Origin of the sequence: Komagataeibacter sp. FNDCR2, assembly GCF_021295395.1 — a bacterium.
Classification (GTDB): Bacteria; Pseudomonadota; Alphaproteobacteria; order Acetobacterales; family Acetobacteraceae; genus Komagataeibacter.
Genome location: NZ_JAIWOU010000001.1, coordinates 1,327,201 through 1,347,489, shown reverse-complemented (window position 1 = coordinate 1,347,489; position 20,289 = coordinate 1,327,201). Strand labels below are relative to the sequence as shown.

At 59.0% G+C, this 20,289-nt stretch carries 15 protein-coding genes and 1 pseudogene; 9 read left to right on the top strand and 7 right to left on the bottom strand.

Going from position 1 to position 20,289, the window contains the following annotated elements; translation table 11 throughout:
• Window positions 1–84 precede the first annotated feature (84 nt).
• From LDL28_RS06380 to LDL28_RS06370, 3 genes and pseudogenes are all read left to right on the top strand, one after another.
• A protein-coding gene (locus LDL28_RS06380) for an IS5 family transposase (RefSeq protein ID WP_233057790.1) occupies window positions 85–845 on the top strand; the annotation gives its coding sequence in 2 pieces (ribosomal slippage) (window positions 85–418 and window positions 418–845; 762 coding nt in all).
• Between the two features lie 295 nt (window positions 846–1,140).
• On the top strand, window positions 1,141–1,785 hold the full coding sequence (locus tag LDL28_RS06375; protein ID WP_233057788.1) for a DUF1796 family putative cysteine peptidase: 645 nt from the start codon (window positions 1,141–1,143) through the stop codon (window positions 1,783–1,785).
• Window positions 1,786–1,987: 202 nt separating this feature from the next.
• Window positions 1,988–2,750: pseudogene (locus LDL28_RS06370) on the top strand (IS5 family transposase).
• 45 nt (window positions 2,751–2,795) lie between these two features.
• Here the strand turns inward: LDL28_RS06370 and LDL28_RS06365 are convergent.
• The 4 genes from LDL28_RS06365 to LDL28_RS06350 all read right to left on the bottom strand — a co-directional run bounded on the left by LDL28_RS06365 (window position 2,796) and on the right by LDL28_RS06350 (window position 7,627).
• Window positions 2,796–3,011, bottom strand: a complete 216-nt coding sequence (locus tag LDL28_RS06365; RefSeq protein WP_233057786.1) for a hypothetical protein — start codon at window positions 3,009–3,011, stop codon at window positions 2,796–2,798.
• Between the two features lie 722 nt (window positions 3,012–3,733).
• Entirely contained in the window at window positions 3,734–4,351 is a 618-nt protein-coding gene (locus LDL28_RS06360; RefSeq protein WP_233057785.1) for a YceI family protein, read from the bottom strand.
• A gap of 288 nt (window positions 4,352–4,639) precedes the next feature.
• Window positions 4,640–4,981: a hypothetical protein gene (locus tag LDL28_RS06355; protein ID WP_233057783.1), complete on the bottom strand. Its 342-nt coding sequence runs from the start codon at window positions 4,979–4,981 to the stop codon at window positions 4,640–4,642.
• 267 nt (window positions 4,982–5,248) lie between these two features.
• A complete protein-coding gene (locus tag LDL28_RS06350) occupies window positions 5,249–7,627 on the bottom strand; it encodes a heavy metal translocating P-type ATPase (protein ID WP_233057781.1) in 2,379 nt (792 codons plus the stop codon).
• A 352-nt stretch (window positions 7,628–7,979) separates the two neighbouring features.
• On the opposite strand from LDL28_RS06350, the gene LDL28_RS06345 reads away from it, so the two are divergent.
• The 4 genes from LDL28_RS06345 to LDL28_RS06330 all read left to right on the top strand — a co-directional run bounded on the left by LDL28_RS06345 (window position 7,980) and on the right by LDL28_RS06330 (window position 12,367).
• The gene (locus LDL28_RS06345; protein ID WP_370636253.1) at window positions 7,980–8,594 is read left to right on the top strand and encodes a sugar dehydrogenase complex small subunit; all 615 of its coding nucleotides are present in this window, start codon (window positions 7,980–7,982) and stop codon (window positions 8,592–8,594) included.
• Between the two features lie 16 nt (window positions 8,595–8,610).
• Window positions 8,611–10,248, top strand: a complete 1,638-nt coding sequence (locus LDL28_RS06340; protein ID WP_233057778.1) for a GMC family oxidoreductase — start codon at window positions 8,611–8,613, stop codon at window positions 10,246–10,248.
• On the top strand, window positions 10,241–11,563 hold the full coding sequence (locus LDL28_RS06335; RefSeq protein WP_233057776.1) for a cytochrome c: 1,323 nt from the start codon (window positions 10,241–10,243) through the stop codon (window positions 11,561–11,563). The genes LDL28_RS06340 and LDL28_RS06335 overlap by 8 nt, the downstream gene beginning before the upstream one ends.
• 213 nt (window positions 11,564–11,776) lie before the next feature.
• Complete coding sequence (locus LDL28_RS06330; protein ID WP_233057775.1) at window positions 11,777–12,367, top strand: phosphatase PAP2 family protein; 591 nt, start codon at window positions 11,777–11,779, stop codon at window positions 12,365–12,367.
• Between the two features lie 316 nt (window positions 12,368–12,683).
• On the opposite strand, the gene LDL28_RS06325 is transcribed toward LDL28_RS06330, so the two are convergent.
• Window positions 12,684–14,075, bottom strand: coding sequence for an NAD-dependent succinate-semialdehyde dehydrogenase (locus tag LDL28_RS06325; protein ID WP_233057773.1), 1,392 nt, complete (start codon window positions 14,073–14,075; stop codon window positions 12,684–12,686).
• Between the two features lie 908 nt (window positions 14,076–14,983).
• On the opposite strand from LDL28_RS06325, the gene LDL28_RS06320 reads away from it, so the two are divergent.
• The gene (locus tag LDL28_RS06320; RefSeq protein ID WP_233057771.1) at window positions 14,984–15,205 is read left to right on the top strand and encodes a bacterioferritin-associated ferredoxin; all 222 of its coding nucleotides are present in this window, start codon (window positions 14,984–14,986) and stop codon (window positions 15,203–15,205) included.
• 141 nt (window positions 15,206–15,346) lie between these two features.
• Here the strand turns inward: LDL28_RS06320 and LDL28_RS06315 are convergent, their stop codons facing one another.
• Both LDL28_RS06315 and LDL28_RS06310 read right to left on the bottom strand, forming a co-directional pair.
• The gene (locus LDL28_RS06315; RefSeq protein ID WP_233057769.1) at window positions 15,347–16,858 is read right to left on the bottom strand and encodes a sodium:solute symporter; all 1,512 of its coding nucleotides are present in this window, start codon (window positions 16,856–16,858) and stop codon (window positions 15,347–15,349) included.
• Window positions 16,855–17,031, bottom strand: a complete 177-nt coding sequence (locus LDL28_RS06310) for a DUF3311 domain-containing protein (RefSeq protein ID WP_233057768.1) — start codon at window positions 17,029–17,031, stop codon at window positions 16,855–16,857. Before LDL28_RS06310 ends, LDL28_RS06315 begins: the two co-directional genes overlap by 4 nt.
• 561 nt (window positions 17,032–17,592) lie before the next feature.
• On the opposite strand from LDL28_RS06310, the gene ppdK reads away from it, so the two are divergent.
• Entirely contained in the window at window positions 17,593–20,268 is a 2,676-nt protein-coding gene (ppdK, locus tag LDL28_RS06305) for a pyruvate, phosphate dikinase (protein ID WP_233057767.1), read from the top strand.
• Window positions 20,269–20,289: the final 21 nt, after the last annotated feature.

The following is a 20,289-nucleotide window of genomic DNA, read 5'->3' as shown; positions in this document are numbered from 1 at the left end:
GTAGATTTCTAGGCTCAGGACCTATTAATTTAATGAACTGAGTGGGATATTGTGATTCACAGGCTTACCGAAGGAGGTGAGGCTGTGAGTGAGGTATTTTTGCTATCTGAGAGCCAGATGGAGCGGATTGCGCCATTTTTCCCTCTGGCACACGGAGTCCCACGCGTGGATGACCGGCGTGTTCTGAGCGGGATCGTTTATGTGATCCGCAACGGTCTTCAGTGGAAAGACACCCCGAAAGCGTATGGTCCGCACAAGACTTTGTATAATCGCTTCATCCGGTGGAGCCGCCTGGGCGTCTTTGACAGGATCTTCGTCGCCCTGACTGAACAGGCAGGCCGTTCAAAGCGCCTGATGATCGATGCGACACATCTCAAAGCGCACCGGACATCGGCGTCCCTGCTCAAAAAAGGGCTTTTCCCCGCTATATCGGACGGACAAAAGGCGGCCTGAACTCAAAACTCCATGCCGTGTGCGATGGTCTGGGCCGGCCTGTCCGCCTTCATCTGACTGCGGGACAGGTCAGTGACTTCAGAGGCGCAGACGTGCTTCTGGCAGTTCTCTCCGACGAGACAGAAGAAGTCATCGGGGACAGAGGCTATGACAGCAACCGGATCAGGTTATCGCTTGCAGAACGCAATATCACTGCCTGTATTCCCCCGAAAAAGAACCGGAAATCAAAACCGCCTTACAACTGGCATCTGTATAAAAAGCGCCATCTGATCGAAAATATGTTCGCAAAACTGAAAGACTGGCGACGTATTGCGACCAGATACGACCGCTGTGCTCATACATTCATGTCTGCAATCCACATCGCAGCAAGCTTCATCTTCTATCTCAAATAATGGGTCCTGAGCCTAGCGTCCTTGCGCGCCGGGAATGGACTCTATACGATCGCCCGAATGCCATTACTGGCAGATACATTTGCCCCGTGGGCACGACAGACATGAATATTGAGCAAATGTGGTACGGCGATTACGGTTTCAGCACACTCCATCTGTACAGTGCCCAATGAGTTGGCTCAGCAGCGACGATAAGGCGGAAACCCGTGTGAAGCGCGGGACGTACCGCTTAACCCCAGCATGGCTGCTTTCCATGCGAACCTCCCTTACGAGGTATCAGCACCGGCGTTCGGGCAAGATGCCCGATTACGGCACGCGCACCGTCAACGGGAAGAAAGTGCGGCATATTGTCCCGCTTGGAACTCACTGTCTGGCTGCCGGCATCCTGCGAGACGCGCAACTACGTCGCTGCGCCTTACCATTTGACTGGGCCTTCTCAACACCGGGAATGATCCAGCATGTCCTTGAGAGCGACTTCGCCGATTTCATCCCTCCGGCCGGCCAGGAGCATGCTGTCTATCGAGACCGCTTCGGACTGAACGACGTGTTTCCTCATGTCGATCTCACGTCGAACGAAACCCGGACTACCTTTAATCGGCGGATTGCGCGTTTCCGGAGGATACTCGCCAGCCGCGACGCAACGCTGTTCGTGATGGTTTCGCGCGCGTCTATCCCGATCGGATGGCATTTTGGACCGTTGGTGGACCTCCTCATGGCACAGTCTCCAAACGCCGAACTCCTAGCGGTTCAATTGCTGCCATCCCGCCGAGGCGGCGAAAGCGTCGGCATGGAGCTGGTACAGCGCCGGGAAGGATCGCGCCTGTATGATTTTCGTCCTGCCTCGGACGAAAGCGCGTTGGGGTATTTTCCAGACGTACTCGATGAACTCATGATCTTACGCTTGATCTATCAGTATCATCTCGACCTGCAAGACGCTCAGTGACCGATCTGCCGCCATGCGCTGCTGTCGCGTCCTAAGCGTACCATGACCGAACAGACGCTCGAACATGAGCACCGCGTCGTCTGTCAGCCTTGGACTTGTAACGGTTTTGTGCCGGTCATCTGAGCGTTTTAGGCTCAGGACCTATTAATTTGTTGAATTGAGCTGAGTTTCATGATTCACAGGCATTCGGGAGGATGAGCCTGTGAGTGATGTGTTTTTGCTGTCTGAGAGCCAGATGGAGAGAATTACCCGTATTTTCCTCTGGCTCACGGAGTCCCACGCGTGGATGACCGGCGTGTTCTGAGCGGAATCGTTTATGTGATCCGCAACGGTCTTCAGTGGAAAGATGCTCCGAAAGCGTATGGCCCGCACAAGACTTTGTATAATCGCTTCATCCGGTGGAGCCGCCTGGGCGTCTTTGACAGGATCCTTGTCGCCCTGACTGAACAGGCAGGCCGTTCAAAGCGCCTGATGATCGATGCAACACATCTCAAGGCGCACCGGACATCCGCGTCTCTGCTCAAAAAAGGGCTTTGCCCCGCCATATCGGACGGACAAAAGGCGGCCTGAACTCAAAACTCCATGCCGTGTGCGATGGTCTGGGCCGGCCTGTCCGCCTTCATCTGACTGCGGGACAGGTCAGTGAGTTCAGAGGCGCAGATGTGCTTCTGGCAGTTCTCCCCGACGAGACGGAAGAAGTCATCGGGGACAGAGGCTATGACAGCAACCGGATCAGGTTATCGCTTGCAGAACGCAATATCACTGCCTGTATTCCCCCGAAAAAGAACCGGAAGTCAAAGCCGCCTTACAACTGGCATCTGTATAAAAAGCGTCATCTGATCGAAAACATGTTCGCAAGGCTGAAAGACTGGCGGCGTGTTGCGACCAGATACGACCGCTGCGCTGATACATTCATGTCTGCAATCCACATCGCAGCAAGCTTCATCTTCTATCTTAAAGAATGAGTCCTGAGCCTAAGACAGGCGGACTGATGCGATGGAATGATGGGATTATTTGCTGCCGGTAAAGGCCTGCATGCCCGCATGTGCGCGGCGGTAAAGGCGCGTAACCTGATGGGTCAGGTCATCCTGCCCGCGCAGGGTCTGGTTATGAAAGGCACGTACGCTGTCATGCGTGGCATAGAAGCGCCGTGTTTCACGGTCCGCTTCCAGAATAACCGTGCCAAGGAAGGTGCCGTCGATTTCAACGATATAAGATTCAAGCATGGGAGTGCTGCCTTTAACTTGCCCGCGTAATATGTTGCGGGTGTTGCTCCGGCAGTATTTCCGCCGGTTGTTTTACTGAATGCCCACCTTCACCATGGGGGCGACAGAAAGTGTAGTACATCGGTCAATGTGACAGGTTCGTCCGGTTGTCTGGATCATGTGAATTCACTCTGCTCCATAATGCCGAATAGGGTGTTCGGCGGGGATCATACGCCCTGATTATATCGCGTCAACCATAATAACTAAAAAAATGTGTGATAATTTATTTTTCAAAAAATTAAGTTAATTTTAGAAAATTCCTGACTTTCATCTGAGGAAACCTACATAATGAAGTTAAATAACAAATAGTTATGAAGTTCATCCTTATGGACAGGATGTTATGCCTTCTATCCTGCCGTGCCCAGATGGAATAACCGGAAGGCAGGATGTGCAGTATGAATTCAGCGCCTGAATCCTGCAAACGTTGCATGGATATGTTAAATTATAAAATATACAAATTAATATGTAATTTGTAATTCGGCCTTATGTCCGGGCCAGACATTCAGAACCGCGCGCATGTGGCAATGCGGACTTTCCCCCTTTGATGGAGACACGGGGAAAAGCTGTTTGGAAATAACGGAGAGACAAGAAAATAATAAAAGTTTTTGGGTGCCGCCTTTTTTCAAAAAAGCGGCGTTTCCTGAAGCTTTTTAGAAAAGAGCTTCACCAAAAACGTCCCTGTTTCAGTCCTGCTGCTCAAAAGCCCCGGCAATGCGTAGTTGCACATCATCACTGACATAAGGCACATACATTTTTACCCCGAAGTCGCTGCGCCTGATCATGGCTGTGGCTTCGAAGCCGGTGGTATATTTCTTGTCCATCGCGTTTATGCCCGCACCGATGAAGTGCACCTTCAGTGTTTCGGCTTTCGTCACGCCATGCAGCGTCAGGTTACCAGTAACGAGCGCCTCGTTCTGTCCCGTCAGGCGCACCGTGGTGGAAACGAAGGTTGCGGCAGGGAACCTGGCTGCGTCAAACCACTGCTCGCCCTTCAGTTCCTCGGTCAGCCTGCTGCTGGTGGTCTGCACGGAAGCCACCGGAATGGTGACGGACAGTTTCGAGCGGGACGGGGTGCGGGCGTCAAGTTCCAGCGTGCCGGAGGCATTGGAGAAAATACCCAGGTAATTCGTAAACCCCAGATGCAGCACCGTGAATGTAACCTGCGTGTGTCCGGGTTCGACACCATAGGTGCCTGAGCGCACCTGTGCAGGATTGGTTACGACCTGTGCCGCAGCCGGGCCGGAGGAGGACAGGGACAGGGCAATAATCGCCACAGGCAAGGAAAAGGTGCCGTATTTCACGCTATGATACTCCGGTCAGGATGCATTTCGGTATCAGGGCCGGAGGTCTGGCATGATCGGATGGATGGAACTGCAATCAACATACGCGTCCGCCCGGTTTCGTGCCGGAACTGCCCTCGGCCAGTCTGCTGGCGCCATCATTATCGGGGCGATCGGACCTGAAAAACAACGATGATGGAAACATATGGTTTCCCATATTTTCCGCTTCGTGCCGCTACGGGAGAGAGGGCAGGGGCCTGCGTTACCGGTTGGCGTGCAACCGTGGCGTTTGCCCGTGCATCGCCACGATCAGTTCAGGCGATGTGATTGCGGGTCGGGAATGCCGTAGGTCTGCAGCATGTTATCGAACGACTTTTCAAATACGAGACGGATACGGGGCTTTGGCCTGCCGTTTTCAAATGTGTCGTCTGTTGGGGCCAGCAGCGGACTGAGCGGGTGCATTTCGCTCATCGCACGAACCTGTGCGCGGTGGCCGGTATCGGATGCGGTCATGATGGTCAGTTTCTGCGTAACTTCCAGCAGCCGTTTTTCCAGCCGTCTGGCATAAAGTTTCCATGCCTGAGAATCAGTTTCCTTACGTTCGGCGGCCTCTTTGTAATCGGCGTCGGATTTGAATGGATTATCAAGCATGTCTGATCCTCATTGGTCAGGATTTACGCATGTGCACAAATGTCTGTCGGCCTGCCTGTCAGTCGGGTGCTGCTGTCGCGGGCATGGGGAAGTTTCAGATAAGCAGGCCATGTTATCATTGCGTGAATATTATACGGATCAATTTTTTTGTTACGTGCTCAGAATTAAAAGCAATATTCATGCCACCTGCGGTGGTTGTGTTCAGGTCATGGGTTCAGGTGCGGTAAATTTATTGTAACCGGGATTTCGTGCGCCGCATCCCCGCGCCTAGCCACGATGGATGGATGGCGCTTTCCAGCGGTTGAGCAGGAGCGAGTTGCTCACAACGGATACGGAACTCATGGCCATGGCCGCGCCCGCCACAACCGGGTTGAGCATGCCGAATGCGGCCAGTGGCAGGCCGAGAATGTTATAGATGAAAGCGAAAAAGAGATTTTGACGGATTTTGGCCAGCGTCGCGCGGGAAAGTGAAATGGCGTCCAGCACGCTGCCCAGTTCGCTTTTCATCAGCACCACATCCGCCGTATCCAGCGCGATGGCGGCCCCCGCCCCTATGGCAAAACCGACATCCGCCGCCGCCAGCGCCGGGGCGTCATTTATGCCGTCGCCCACCATGCCCACGACCTTCCCTCCGGCCCGGTATTTCTCCACGCCCCGCGCCTTGTCGCCGGGCAGCACGCCAGCCAGATAGTCATCCACGCCAACCTGTCGCGCCACAACCGCCGCCGCGTGCTGGTTGTCGCCAGTCAGCATCACGACCCTGATTCCCGCCTTGTGCAGCGCCGCAACGGTTTCAACCGCATCGGCGCGCAGGCGGTCGGACAGGGCGATATAGCCCAGGGCGCGCGTATCCGCGGCCACCGCGATGACGGTCTTGCCTTCCTGCTCCAGCCGGGTGATGAGCGGGGCATCCAGCGTAATCCCGGCTTCATCAAGGAAGCGGGGCGCGCCGAGACGGATCAGTTCACCCTCCATCCGTGCCGTAACGCCCAGACCCGGCAGCGCCTGAAAATCCGTAACGGGCCGGGCCGGGATCCCTGCGTCCACGGCGTAACTGACAATGGCGCGGGCCAGCGGGTGTTCGGAATCCTTTTCCAGTGCGCAGGCGACGGCCAGCAGGTGCGCGGGGTCAGTGCCCGGTGCCGCCCGCACATCGCTTACACCCGGCTGGCCTTCGGTCAGGGTGCCGGTCTTGTCCATGATGATGGTGGTCAGTTTTTCCGCCTGTTCCAGCGCATTGGCGTTACGGAACAGGATACCCGCACGCGCGCCCAGTCCCGTGCCGACCATGATGGCCGTGGGGGTGGCCAGGCCAAGCGAGCATGGGCAGGCGATGACCAGAACGGACACGGCGGAGACAAGGCTCCATGTCGGGCTGCCTGTCACCATCCACCCGATCAGGAACGTCAGGAGCGCGAGTATCAGCACGGCGGGGACGAAAATGGCCGCGACCCTGTCGGCCAGTCGCTGCACGCTGGCCTTCGAACCCTGGGCCTGCTCCACCATGTTCACGATATGCGCCAGCGCCGTATCCGCGCCCACGCCGGTGGCCCGGATGCGCAGGACGCCGGTGGTGTTCATCGTGCCGCCAAAAACCCTGTCCGCGTTCTTTTTCAGTACGGGTACGCTTTCCCCCGTCAGCATGGCTTCATTGACATCGGACGCGCCATCCACGACTTCGCCGTCAACCGCGATACTTTCCCCCGGCCGGACAATCAGGATATCGTTTACCCGTACATCCGCAACCGGGCGGTCAATGACCGCGCCCTCACTTTCCACATGCGCGATCTGGGGCTGCAACTGGAGCAGCCTTTCAATTCCCGCGCTGGTTTTGTCCCGCGCGCGGCTTTCCATCAGCCGGCCCAGCGAGATCAGCGTGATGATGGCGACATCCGCCTCAAAATAGACAGGCTGCTTCAGGCCCAGAACGATAACGGCGGTGCTGAAAAAATAGGTGATGCCAGTGCCCAGCACCACCAGTACATCCATGTTGGCCGAACCATTACGCACCGCATTCCATGCGCGCTGGTACAGGTGGCGCGCGCAGTAGAACTGCACCACCGTCGCGAGCGCGCATTGCAGCCAGTCGGGCATCATGGACGTGAGACCCATGAACATCGCCATCATCTGCGCGAAGAAGGGAAGCGACAGGGCCAGTGTCAGCAGGAAGCCGTTGCGCTCCGTCCGCCATGCCCGTTCGCGCTGGGCATGTTCGTCCACGGGCAGGCTGTCATCCAGCACGGTCGCGCCAAAACCGGCTTTTTCGATCCGGGCGATAAAGGTGTCCGGCCCGACAACGCCGGGAACGAAAACGACATGCGCCCTTTGGGCCGCGAAATTCACGCTGGCCTGTGTCAGGGGAAGCCGGTTGAGAATCTTCTCGATACGCGCGGCGCAACTGGCGCAGCTCATGCCGGTCAGGGACAGGTCAACGCTCTTTTCCGCCACCGTAAAACCGGCCTTGCGCACGGACGCGATGACATTGGCGATGGAAGCCGTGGGGCTGTCCAGCAAGACCTGCGCGCGCCCGGCGGCGAAGTTGACCGCAGCCTTCACCCCTTCCTGACGGTTCAGGATTTTTTCGATACGCGTGGCGCAGGCGGCGCAGCTCATACCGCCGACAGGGAAGCCAAAGGTCTGGGACACTGCCACGCTCCTTGCGTATTCACCGCTGATTTTATACCCCCTCAAGGTATTATCAAGAACGTCATGCCGTTTTTTTGAAGGGAGGATACTGTCGCTATTGACCCGAAGGTGGATTTCATCACTTCACGGAGCCGTGTATCAGTGGCCGCAGTATTACGTAATATTTCCGCACGCCATTCTGTGTTGTCGTACACCAGACGTGAACCTGCCATTCGCTAATATAGGGGCCGCAGAGGTTGCGGTATCCCGTTACGTGGCGGTATCCGTAACATTCAACCACCGCATTCCGCTCAGCCATGCCTGTTTCTTCCGGCATCCCGGCTGGACAGACAGGCATGAGAGGCGACACCATATGGCTGTAGACCGGTCGTGTTTTTCCACCAGTGTGCATCTGACCGCTCCTAACAGCATACGGATGGCCCAGGCATTGCGCATGTCACGCCGTGACATGCTGCTTGGGGCCATGGGCCTGGCCACCGTGGCCATGGGCGCCAACCGGGGTCTGGCCGCCACGGTTGATGATGACCCGGTGGCGCCGCTGTTTCTGGCCCTTTCCCAACGCCTGACGGATCGCGACACGCTGGACCCGCAGGTCGGTCACGCCCTGTACGCCGGTATCATCCGCGCGGTACCGGACCGGCGTGAGCAGATCCAGAAACTTCACGGGCTCATGGCGGGCGGAAGTTTCAGCAGCGCCAGCGCGCTGGCGCGCGCCGCCGAACATGCGGATCCGGTGTTCAAGGACGTGATTCACGATATCATGACCGGCTGGTACCGTGGCGTTGCCGACCAGAAGGTCGTGGTGTACCGCTCTGCCCTGATGTTCGACATCACCAGCGATGCCGTCTATCCCAAGACCTATGCTGCGGGTGGTCCGTTCTACTGGACCCAGACCCCGCCGGAAGTGGCGGTTCCAACGGGCGAGCCAGCCCTTTCGCCTTCAAAATTCGTTGTAGAACCCACCTGAATCCGGAGCGTCCTCCATGCCATCTGAACAGGATCTTTCAGCCGATGTCGTGATCGTCGGCTCTGGCGTCGCGGGCAGTTCCATTGCCAACGAACTGGCGCGGGCGGGTATTTCCGTCATCGTGCTGGAGGCGGGGCCGCGTGTCGATCGGCAGCATTTTGTCGAGAATTTCCGTAACCTTGAAAACAAGCCGTCCTATCAGGGGCCCTTTCCCTCCGTGCCATGGGCGGAACACCCCCCCAACCAGATCACGCCGAACGACTACCTGCATACCACCGGGCCGGATGCGGAAGCCTATCAGCAGGTCTATCTGCGCATGATGGGGGGCACGACATGGCATTGGGCGGGGTGCGCGTGGCGGTACCTGCCATCGGATTTCGAACTGAAAACCCGCTACGGGCAGGGGCGCGACTGGGCGCTGAAATACGATGATCTGGAACCGTTCTACTATCAGGCGGAAGTCATGATGGGGGTATGCGGGCCGGATGCGGCGAAGGAGGATCTCGGCTCCCCCCGCCGCCAGCCCTACCCGATGGAGGCGCTGCCCATTTCGTACGCGGCGCAGCAGTTCCGCAAGCTGATCAGCGAAAAGACACCCTATCGCGTGGTGCATGAACCGCAGGCGCGCAACACCCGCCCCTACGATAATCGCCCCACCTGCGAGGGGCACAACAACTGCATGCCGATCTGCCCCATCGGGGCCATGTATAATGGCAGCTACTCCGTCTATCATGCCGAGGCGGCGGGCGCGCGCTTCGTTCCCAATGCGGTGGTGTACAAAATCGAGCGTGACAGCGCCAACAAGCGTGTCACCGCGGTACATTATTATGACCCCGACAAGGGATCGCATCGCGTCACCGGCAAATATTTCGTTATCGCCGCGCATTGTATCGAAACGGCGAAGCTCCTGCTGGTTTCAGCCGATGAGCAGAGCCCCGATGGCATCGCCAACAGTTCCGGCCATGTCGGGCGGAACATGATGGACCATACGGGGGTGCAGGTCACCTTCATCAGTGGTGACAAGGCGCTGTGGCCGGGCAGGGGGCCGCTTGAAACCAACGTGATCGACAATTTCCGTGATGGAAACTGGCGTAACGAGCGTGGCGCCTATCTCGTGCACATGGTGGACGACAACCAGGTTGACCTGGCCACGTCCCTTGCGATTTCCAAGGGGTATGTCGGCCGGGAGCTGGAGGAGCAGATCCGCTATCTCGCTTCCCATACCGTCCGGCTGTTCAGCCATAATGAAGGGCTGGCCGACCCGCAGAACCGTCTGACGCTGAGCAGTAATTACAAGGACGCGCTGGGTATCCCGCATCCGGAAGTGTTTTACAAGCTTCCCGAATATACCGTGAAAAGCTGCGAACATACGCGGGGCCTGTTCCGGGAACTGATCGGTCTCATGCACGGCACGGACGAGCAGTGGACGCCGGGCTATTTCCCGCAGGACCATCCCGCCGGCAGCACCATCATGGGAACCGACCCGAAGGATTCCGTGGTGGATGGCTTCTGCCGCACGCATGACCACGAGAACATGTTCATCGCAAGTTCGTCCGTCTTCTCCTCGGTCGGAACCGGCAATATCACCCTGACCGTCGCAGCACTCGCATTGCGTGTTGCCGACACGCTGAAAAAAGAACTTTCCCATGCCTGATGTTGCACGCAAAATCCTGTGGTCGGTTCTGGGGGCGGGGGCGGCGCTTGCCGTTGTGTCCACGGAACCCGCCCACGCGGATGAGCCTTCGGCCGACCTTCTGGCGCACGGTAAATATATCGCTACGGCGGGGGACTGCGTTGCCTGCCATACCCGGCCCGGCGGCCAGCCCTTCGCGGGTGGGTTGAGCATCACGACCCCGATGGGTGATGTCATTTCAACCAATATCACCCCCGATCCCGACCACGGGATCGGCAAATATACGCTACAGGATTTCGAGAAGAGCGTGCGCCACGGCATCCGCCGTGATGGTAGCCGTCTGTACCCCGCCATGCCTTATGTCTCCTATTCCGGCATGACGGATGATGATGTCACGGCGTTGTATGCGTGGTTCATGCATGATGTGAAACCCGTGGCCGAAACCCCGCCCGCGACGGCGCTGAATTTCCCGGCCAACCTGCGCATCACCATGGCGGTGTGGAATCTGGTGGCGGGGGAAAGTGAGCCGGAAACAGGCGATGCCACGACGTTTGACAAGCTGCGCCGGGGCAAATACATCGCCCATGCGCTGGCTCATTGCGGCACGTGCCATACCCCGCGCAACGTCATGCTGAGTGAGAAAGCGGATAGTTATCTGGCCGGGGCATCCCTGCTGGGTTGGTACGCGCCCGATATTACATCCAGCAAGACCAGCGGTATCGGGGACTGGAGCGAGGATGATCTGGTGGCCTATCTGCGCACCGGCCATATCGACGGGCTAAGTCAGGCGGCCGGACCGATGGGGGAGGTGGTTGAACATAGCACCAGCCACCTGACCGATACGGACCTGCATGCCCTGGCCGCCTATATCCTTCAGGTTCCGGCCATGGAGGACGATGCCGAACACGCGCCGCGCGCACGTATCGGTCAGGCCCTGAATGCCCCCGATATCCGCACGGGCGAACTCACCCGCATCGACAACCTCGACCCGATGGATGGCAAGGGCGTGTACGACGCCAACTGCGCGTCCTGTCATGGTGATAACGGGGTGGGTACCAGCAACCGCTACGTACCTTCCCTGTTTCATAATGCCGTTGTCGGATCCGGGCGCCCGGATAACCTGATCATGACCGTTCTGGAGGGCGTGAACCGGACTGCGAACGGCGTTCATGCCTATATGCCCGGCTTTGGCCAGAATTCCGATGTGCAGCGCCTGAGCAATGCGGAAATCGCGGCCGTGGTCAATTATGTGACCCGGACCTTCGGCAGTGGCGATCACGGTGTCACGCCCGAACAGGTCGCGACCCAGCGCGGGGAAACGCCCAAAACGCCCTGAACCACCGCCCTGTTGCCCCATGCCCGACAGGTCGGCCGCCGCCTTGCGGCCGGGGGTGTCCTGCCGGGGCCTGCGTGGGTGAAGCGGTCCGGGCCATCTTTCCCGCCGGGGTATGTAACCCCTGCTCCTGTCATGCGTTAGGGAGTATTGCTGGCGAGGGTGCCGGTCATATGGTATGCGGGGCAGGCAGGTGGCAGGAAAATACGTCTCGTTATGATACGTTTCATCACCGATTTTGCCGATCAGGGCGATATTCTGCCGGTCGTGGCTACGGTCACGGCCGTTATGGTCTGGCGGGAATGGCGGCGTGGCGCCTCCGTCTGGCTTGGCACGGTTGTCCTGACACTGGCGCTCATGCTGGTCCTGAAAATCGTGGGCCTGTGTTACGCCGTGTCCATGCAGGCGCCCGTTTTCAGTCCCAGTGGCCATGTGGCATCGGCCTGCCTTGTATATGGCAGCCTGTTGATCATGATGGGACGGGAGGCGTTTATCGGTCTTCCCACCCTGACGATGGTGCCCCTGATGTTCGTGGCGGCCGTCATGGCCTATACCCGGCTTGTATTACACGCCCATTCGGTGTCCGAGGTCATAACGGGCGCCATGATCGGATCAATAGCCGCTGTGGTGCTGGGCTTCAAATGCGGCCCGGTGCCGAAGGCGTTATGGCTTTACCTGCTGCCCGCCGTGGTCGGGAGCGCCTTCCTGTTCCATGGGCGGCACCTGGGGGCGGAGGTCGCCATCAGGCATCTGGTTCTGTCCGAGGGAAGTTCGGTAAGTCACTTCGTGTACAGAATGCTTGTCTAGTCTTTTATGGAATAAGTAATATCTTTCCTAAATCATAAAGAAGTTTTTGGTGAAGCTTTTTTCAAAAAGCTTCTAAGAATAGCTCAATAATAAAGGGCGTGCATGTGCACGCAAACAGAGCCGCATCTTGCCAACGCCATGCAGCAGTGGCGAAGTCGAGGCGGCATAGGCCACGCGATGCGCCGCAGGCACGAGCGTTACGTCTCAACACAGGCAGTCTTCATCCCCCGAAACCCTCTTCCGCTGCACGACAATGCGGGAGCGGAAGAGGGGCAGGCCCGGGTTGATCACGATGGGATCAACCCATGGCAGGGATTTAGAACGGCGCGTCGATATCCACCACGTCGATCAGTTTGTGATTGACGAATTCCTTGATGCCAAGGCCAATCAGTTCACGGCCATAGCCGGAACGGGCCACGCCACCAAACGGCAGATCCGCCTTCACCATGGTCGGGTGGTTTACATAGACCATGCCGGTATAGATCTGTTCGGCCACCTTCACGCCGCGCTTGGTGTCCTTCGTAAAGACGGAGCCACCCAGCCCGAACGGGGAGTCATTGGCGATACGGATGGCGTCCGCCTCGTCCTTGGCGCGGTAAAGCTGCGTGACGGGACCAAAGAATTCCCACAGGCGGGCTTCATTGTCCTTGTGCAGGTTGGTCATGAGCAGCGGACGGAAGAAAGCCCCGTCATTGGGCACCGGCGCACCGATGGTCTCCACAACCGCACCGTGCTTCTTGGCTTCCTCAACCTGCGCCGCCAGTTCATCAGCCGCCTTCTGCGAGGACAGGGGCGCCAGCGTCGTGGCCGGGTCCATCGGGTCGCCGGCCTTCAGTTCGGCCACGCCCTTTTTGTACAGGTCGACGAACCTGTCATAGACCGCGTCCACCACGATCATCCGCTTGGCCGAGACACAGACCTGACCGGCATTCCAGTGGCGGCCGAACACCGCCCACTTCACCGTCTTTTCCAGGTCCGCGTCTTCCAGCACGATGAAGGCGTCCGAACCGCCCAGTTCCATCGTGGATTTCTTGAGCGCCTTGGCCGCGACACCGGCCACGATCGCCCCGGCCCCTTCGGAGCCGGTCAGCGCCACACCACACACGCGCGGGTCGCTCAGGATCACCTCGGTATGATGGCGGGCGGCGTACAGGTTACGGAACGCGCCCTTGGGCAGGCCGGCTTCCTGCATCAGGGCGTCAAAGGCTCCGGCGCACTGCGGCACGTTGGATGCATGCTTGAGCAGCACCGTGTTCCCGGCGGAAAGCTGTGGCGCGATGATGCGGGCGATCTGGTAGTAGGGGAAGTTCCACGGTTCGATCGCGAAAACGATGCCCTGCGGCTGGTGGACCAGAACCGCCTTGCCTTCCTTCGGGTCGGCGACGGGCAGTGTTTCGGGGGTCAGCAGGCGTTCGGCATTCGCGGCGTAATATTCAAAGATTTCCGCCGAAAGTTCGGTTTCCAGCTTCGCTTCCCCATAAAGCTTGCCCATTTCAAGGGTGAGCAGCCGGGCGTATTTGTCGATATCGCGACGCAGGATGGCCGCGGCGTTCGTCATGACCTTCGCACGTTCGGCAAAGGAGACATGACGCCATGCCTTGAACGCTTCATACGCATCGGTCAGGGCGGTCTGGACTTCCTGATCCGTTGCTTCGGGGAAGGTCTTCAGCTTCTCGCCGGTATAGGGGTTTGTTGTTGTATAAGCCATGGACGGGTCTGTTCCTGTATCGTTTGGTCAAGTATATATTTCGCGCGTGGGCGTGCAAGAATCGTTTTTGGTACCACCAACGGGCATAACGTGCAAAAGTTCATTTGAACACAGGGGGCGTAAATACCCCATATACGGGAGAAAACCCGTCCTTTTTGCCGTTTTTCTGGTGGTCCGTCTTGTCGGTGGGATGAAAGCCGCAAGATCGCCGCACTGGATATAACACATTATTTAATAACCACCGTGGCTGGTGGCGAAAGCCGGGAAGGATATGCGGAAATTATGGCACATCCGGTTATGACGGCACGGAATTGGCGCATTTTTATGGCGGTATGTAATTACGACGCATGAGATTGGGGCGCGATCGGGCCTGGAGCGGCTTCGTGCGCAGGTGCTGCACCGGGCTTGGTCTTTATTGTGAGTTTTCAGACATCCGACACGAAAGCGGTCTGCGATCTGGCTGGTTTAGTAAAGCGTATGGCGCAGGCGGCGTTTTCTGAAGCTTTTTGGAAAAAGCTTCACCTTGTGGCGTGAGTCATCATGCCTTGTGCTCACGCCGGATTGGGGCGGCGCAGCAGCATGCGGAACATGGCACATTCCTTGCGTCGAACCACGATACGACAGGGTCCGGATGCACAAACCGGGCGGTCCTGCAAAGGGCAGGCCCCCTCGGCGGGTGCGGAAGGATTGTTGTCATAAACGGGCGTGAATGGGGCGAAAGCCCAAGGGATGGCGCTATATGACAGGCATGAATGTTATCGCTCGTGATAAAGTTGTAAATGGGTGGATGTAACCTGACATCCACGTCGCGGCGAATGGGGACGGATCGGATCAGTTTATAAATTGCATTGCGATTTGTTCTCATTCGTGTTTATGCTGGGTTCACATTTTATGGGTGAGATGGATAAATGTTTGTCTGCTCTTGTAATATGCTGACGGATGCGGATGTGGAGACGGCCGTGCGTAACGGCGCGGTCAGGCCGAAAGAGGTCTATGAATCCAAGGGCTGCCGCGCGCAGTGCGGCAACTGCGTGCCGGGGGTGGTGTGCATCCTGCGCCAGCTTGCCCGGCAGGGATGCATGGCCGTGACGGAGGGCGCGCACCTGTCCGGTGACCTGCAGCCAACCTGAACCGGCAGGGAGCCGATTTCGGCTTCAGGCAATAAAAAACGGCGCCCGATGAAGGGCGCCGTCTGGAATGGTCTCATATCGGGGCCGGGATTATCCACCCCCATGCGCGGCCTGCCAGCCGCGCGGACTGATATGAAGAGGCTACCGCCGCGCTCCCTCCTGTGTCTGCAGGGTGGCGGGGGAGGCCCCCGTGGCGAGACGCATGGCCGCCGCCAGTGCGAATGTCACGGTCATGTTGATGCCCAGCGCCAGCAGTCCGGTTGAAACGGAAGCCGAGAAACCGGCAAAGGCGACGGGGTGCACCGGCTTCAGCCCATCCACCCAGCATAGCGCCAGTCCCGATACGGACCCGACAATCCAGCCGGTGATCAGCGCGCGCGCGGGCAGCCGCAGCGGCAGCAGGCCCATGATCAGGGCGGGAAATGTCTGCAGGATAATGACGCCGCCCAGCAATTGCAGGTCAATTGCGAATTTGGCGTTCAGGAACACCACACAGCCCAGCGCGCCCACTTTCACCGCAAACCCGGCAATGCGCGAGCCCGTGACCGAATCCGCCCGGCTGGGCAGGATATTGTGCATGATCAGATTGGCCGCCCCGATCGCCATGACGGAGGCGGGCACCAGCGCACCAATCGCGATTGCGGCGAAGCAGAACCCGGCGAACCATGAAGGGAAAATGGCCAGGAAAAGCTGCGGCACCACCTGAGAGGAAGACGTTGTCACAATCCCCGCCGCATGCGCCATGAGACCAAGCAGCGCGATCAGCCCCAGCACGATGGTATAGACAGGCAGGAATACGGCGTTCTGCCGGATCGTATCGGCTGACTTCGCCGCAAGGATGCCGGTCAGCGTATGGGGGTAAAGGAACGCCGCGAAGGCGGAGGAAAGCGCAAGCGTGGCGTAGGGCACAATCTGCCCCTGCCCAAGAATATGCCCGCCCGGCGCATCGGGCAGATGCTGTGCGGCGGTGTGGAACATGGCCCCGTACCCGCCCAGATGGATCGGCACGATAATGACCGCCGCCAGTACCGCGATATAGATCATTACATCCTTGATGAAGGCGGTCAGCGCCGGCGCATGCAGCCCCCCAAGCCATGTGTACCCGGCAAGGGAGAAGAAGGCGATCAGGAGCGGCAGCATGCCGGTAAAGCCCAGCGCCTCGATCACGGTGCGGATACCGATAAGCTGGAGTGCGATATAGGGCAGCACGGCAATCAGGCCACTAAGCGCCACGGCCATTTCAAGCGTGCGGCTGCCGAAGCGCGCGCGTACGATATCCGCCGCCGTGGCGTGCCCCCCATCGCGCGCGATGGTCCACAGCCGGGGCATGACGGCGAATATGAAGGGATAGACGATAATGGTGTACGGCAGCGCGAAAAAGCCGAAGCCCCCGGTTGAATAGACCAGCGCCGGCACGGCGATGACCGTATAGGCGGTATAGAAATCCCCCCCGACCAGGAACCACGTGACCCAGGCGCCGAATTCGCGCCCTCCCAGTCCCCATTCCTCACCTTCCGTATGGTGGGCGGTGGCTTTGCGGCGTGCGAGAAGCGGACGCCACAGCCGGACCGTGCTGCCCAGCACGATGGTGGCCAGGAAGCACAGGACGAACACGGCAATGGCGGCATTGTCCGGTAATGTGGATGTGTTCATGACTGCCGTTCCGACTTCCACGCTGCCCAGATCAGGACGGATGTTACGGGGACCCAGGCAAGCTGGTACCAATAAAAGAACGGGAAACCGAACAGCACCGGATCATGCCGGTTATAGAGCGGCACCCACAGGAGCCCGGCAAAGGGCAGCAGGAGGCATATGGCTTTTTTCATGTGACCGTACTTCTTGTTTTTCTGGTGTGGCCGGCACGGATGTTTCTGGAATATGAAGGTCTGTGTCAACAGAATTAATGTATATCCGAAGTATTTTTTTTGGTAATAACGTGTTATTTCAGTTGTTGTGTATTTTTTATTGTGCGGCGCGCAATGTTTTTGTTGCATTGCACAATGAATTATCGGGTGGGGTTGTGAAAATTCTGCCCGTGATTTAAAATATAATCACATAACTGTTATTTATAATGCGACGATAATGACTGCGCCTTTCAGGGGCATATCTATTGGACCATATCGTGATTTATAAAAATAAGTTTTTGTAAATAAACATATTATTCCTTATCAGCTCCGTGGTTATTTTGTTGCGGAATATGAATTCATGCATGATACGTTGCATTGTCCGTGAAAATAGTGATTGCCTGCGCAGGGGCGGGGCGGCTAAATTCATTGCCCGGACCTGCCAACAACAAACAATATTAAAGCGCTGTCGCCTGTTTTTTTGACCTGTTCCGGAGCAGGCGTCATTTTCTGACGGACGAACGCGCGTAGGAACGAACAGACATGACCAAATGGGTTTACAGCTTCGGAGATGGCCTGAACGAGGGACGCGCGGAGATGCGCAACCTTCTGGGCGGCAAGGGCGCCAACCTGGCGGAGATGGCATCGATCGGGCTGCCCGTGCCGCCCGGCTTTACCATTACGACGGAAGTCTGTTCGGCCTTTTATGACAATGGCCGGAAATATCCCGACGCGCTGCAGGCGCAGGTGGCGGACGCCCTGCGCCGGGTCGAGAAATCGATGGGCCTGCGCTTTGGCGATGCGGATGCGCCGCTTCTGGTCTCGGTCCGTTCCGGCGCGCGGGTGTCCATGCCCGGCATGATGGATACCGTGCTGAACCTTGGCCTGAACGACCAGACGGTGGAAGGGCTCGCCCGCTCATCGGGCGATGCGCGTTTTGCATGGGACAGCTACCGGCGGTTCATCCAGATGTACGGCTCGGTCGTGATGGGCGTGGCCCACCATCATTTCGAGGATGTGCTGGAGCATTTCAAGCGCGCCAATGGCGTGGAGGACGATACGGCCGTCACGGCGGAGCAGTGGCGCACCATCGTGGCGGATTACCGCCTGATCATCAGCACCCACGCGGGCGCGGATTTTCCCAACGACCCGCAGGACCAGCTCTGGGGGGCGATCGGGGCGGTGTTCGGGTCATGGATGAACCCGCGCGCCAACACCTATCGCAGGCTGCATGAAATCCCGGCCTCATGGGGCACGGCGGTCAATGTGCAGTCCATGGTGTTCGGCAACATGGGCGATGACTGCGCCACGGGCGTCTGCTTTACCCGCGACCCCTCCACCGGGGAAAACGTGTTCTACGGCGAATACCTGATCAACGCGCAGGGCGAGGACGTGGTGGCGGGCATCCGCACACCCCAGCCCATGGCCTGCGCGCGCGCCGAAGCGGGTCAGAACCCGATGGAAACCGTGCTGCCGGAAGCCTATGGCGAACTCATGCGCGTGCGCTCCATACTGGAGACGCATTACAAGGACATGCAGGACATCGAATTCACCGTCCAGCGCAACGTCCTGTACATTCTCCAGACCCGCAGCGGCAAGCGCACCGCCGCCGCCGCGCTGAAAATCGCCATCGACATGGCGCGTGAGGGGCTGATTACGCAGGAAGACGCCATCCGCAGGGTGCCGGCCTCCTCGCTCGACCAGCTTCTGCATCCCACCCTCGACCCCAAGGCCGAGCGCGTGCAGCTGACCCGTGGCCTCCCGGCCTCACCGGGTGCGGCGGCGGGGGCAGTCGTCTTCTCGGCGGAGGAATGTGAGGCCCGCGCGGCGAAGGGGGAGGACGTGATCCTCGTCCGTATCGAAACCTCGCCCGAGGACGTGCATGGCATGCATGCCGCCCGTGGCGTGCTGACCACCCGTGGCGGCATGACCTCGCACGCTGCTGTCGTAGCGCGTGGAATGGGGCGTGTGTGCGTGGCGGGCGCGGGCAGCATTCATGTCGATTACGCGGCGGGCACCATGAGCGTGGGAACCCACACCATCGCGCAGGGTGAGTGGATCACGCTCGATGGCGGCACGGGCGCGGTCTTTGCGGGGCGTGTGCCGACCATTCCGCCCACGCTGTCCGATGACTTCAATACGCTCATGGGCTGGGCGGACGGCGTGCGCCGCCTTGGCGTGCGCGCCAATGCCGAAACCCCGGAAGACGCCCGCACCGCGCGCCGCTTCGGGGCGGAGGGTATCGGCCTTGCACGTACCGAGCACATGTTCTTCGGTCCGGACCGCATCGGCTTTGTCCGCCAGATGATCATTGCCGATGCCGAGGACGTGCGCCAGAAGGCCATCGCGGCGCTGCTGCCGTTCCAGCGCGACGACTTCGCCAGCCTGTTCCGCATCATGGCCGGGCTGCCGGTAACGGTGCGCCTGCTGGATCCGCCGCTGCATGAATTCCTGCCGCATGCCGATGCTGAAATGGCCGAGGTCGCAACCGCGCTGGGCAGGAGCGTGGACGAAATCCGCGCCCGTTGCGCGGCGCTGGCCGAGACCAACCCGATGCTGGGCCATCGTGGCTGCCGCCTGGGCCTGACCAGCCCGGAAATCTACGCCATGCAGGTCCGGGCCCTGATCCAGGCCGCCGTGCTGGTGGAAAAGGAGACGGGCAAGCCCATCCGGCCGGAAATCATGATCCCGCTGGTGGCGACACAGGCCGAACTCGCCGCCACCCGCCGCGCGGCGGAGGACGAGATCGCGCGCGTGCTGAAGGAAGAAGGCACGAACCTCGATTACGACATCGGCACCATGATCGAGCTGCCCCGTGCCGCCCTTCAGGCCGACCGTATCGCGGAATATGCCGATTTCTTCTCATTCGGTACCAATGACCTGACCCAGACTACATTTGGTCTGTCGCGTGATGATGCGGGATCGTTCCTGCCTTATTACGTCGATCAGGGGCTGCTCCCGCGCGACCCGTTCGTGTCCATTGACCGTGATGGCGTGGGCGCGCTTGTCCGGATCGGTGTGGAACGTGGGCGGCAGACCCAGCCGGACCTGAAGCTGGGCATCTGCGGGGAACATGGCGGTGACCCTGATTCCATCGCGTTCTTTGATGAGGTGGGGCTGGACTATGTTTCGTGTTCCCCCTTCCGCGTGCCGGTCGCGCGCCTTGCGGCCGCCCAGGCGGCGCTGGCGGCAAGGCAGCGGGTCGGCTCCCCGGCCTGAAGCCGCGAATACGAACAGACG

Excerpts from the sequence above, each read along its gene's own strand:
- LDL28_RS06330 (WP_233057775.1), top strand. The coding sequence starts at position 11,777 with ATGATACGTTTCATCACCGATTTTGCCGATCAGGGCGATATTCTGCCG.
- LDL28_RS06340 (WP_233057778.1), top strand. The coding sequence starts at position 8,611 with ATGCCATCTGAACAGGATCTTTCAGCCGATGTCGTGATCGTCGGCTCT.
- LDL28_RS06320 (WP_233057771.1), top strand. The coding sequence starts at position 14,984 with ATGTTTGTCTGCTCTTGTAATATGCTGACGGATGCGGATGTGGAGACG.
- LDL28_RS06365 (WP_233057786.1), bottom strand. The coding sequence starts at position 3,011 with ATGCTTGAATCTTATATCGTTGAAATCGACGGCACCTTCCTTGGCACG.
- LDL28_RS06375 (WP_233057788.1), top strand. The coding sequence starts at position 1,141 with ATGCCCGATTACGGCACGCGCACCGTCAACGGGAAGAAAGTGCGGCAT.
- ppdK (WP_233057767.1), top strand. The coding sequence starts at position 17,593 with ATGACCAAATGGGTTTACAGCTTCGGAGATGGCCTGAACGAGGGACGC.
- LDL28_RS06345 (WP_370636253.1), top strand. The coding sequence starts at position 7,980 with ATGGCTGTAGACCGGTCGTGTTTTTCCACCAGTGTGCATCTGACCGCT.
- LDL28_RS06335 (WP_233057776.1), top strand. The coding sequence starts at position 10,241 with ATGCCTGATGTTGCACGCAAAATCCTGTGGTCGGTTCTGGGGGCGGGG.
- LDL28_RS06355 (WP_233057783.1), bottom strand. The coding sequence starts at position 4,981 with ATGCTTGATAATCCATTCAAATCCGACGCCGATTACAAAGAGGCCGCC.
- LDL28_RS06315 (WP_233057769.1), bottom strand. The coding sequence starts at position 16,858 with ATGAACACATCCACATTACCGGACAATGCCGCCATTGCCGTGTTCGTC.
- LDL28_RS06325 (WP_233057773.1), bottom strand. The coding sequence starts at position 14,075 with ATGGCTTATACAACAACAAACCCCTATACCGGCGAGAAGCTGAAGACC.
- LDL28_RS06310 (WP_233057768.1), bottom strand. The coding sequence starts at position 17,031 with ATGAAAAAAGCCATATGCCTCCTGCTGCCCTTTGCCGGGCTCCTGTGG.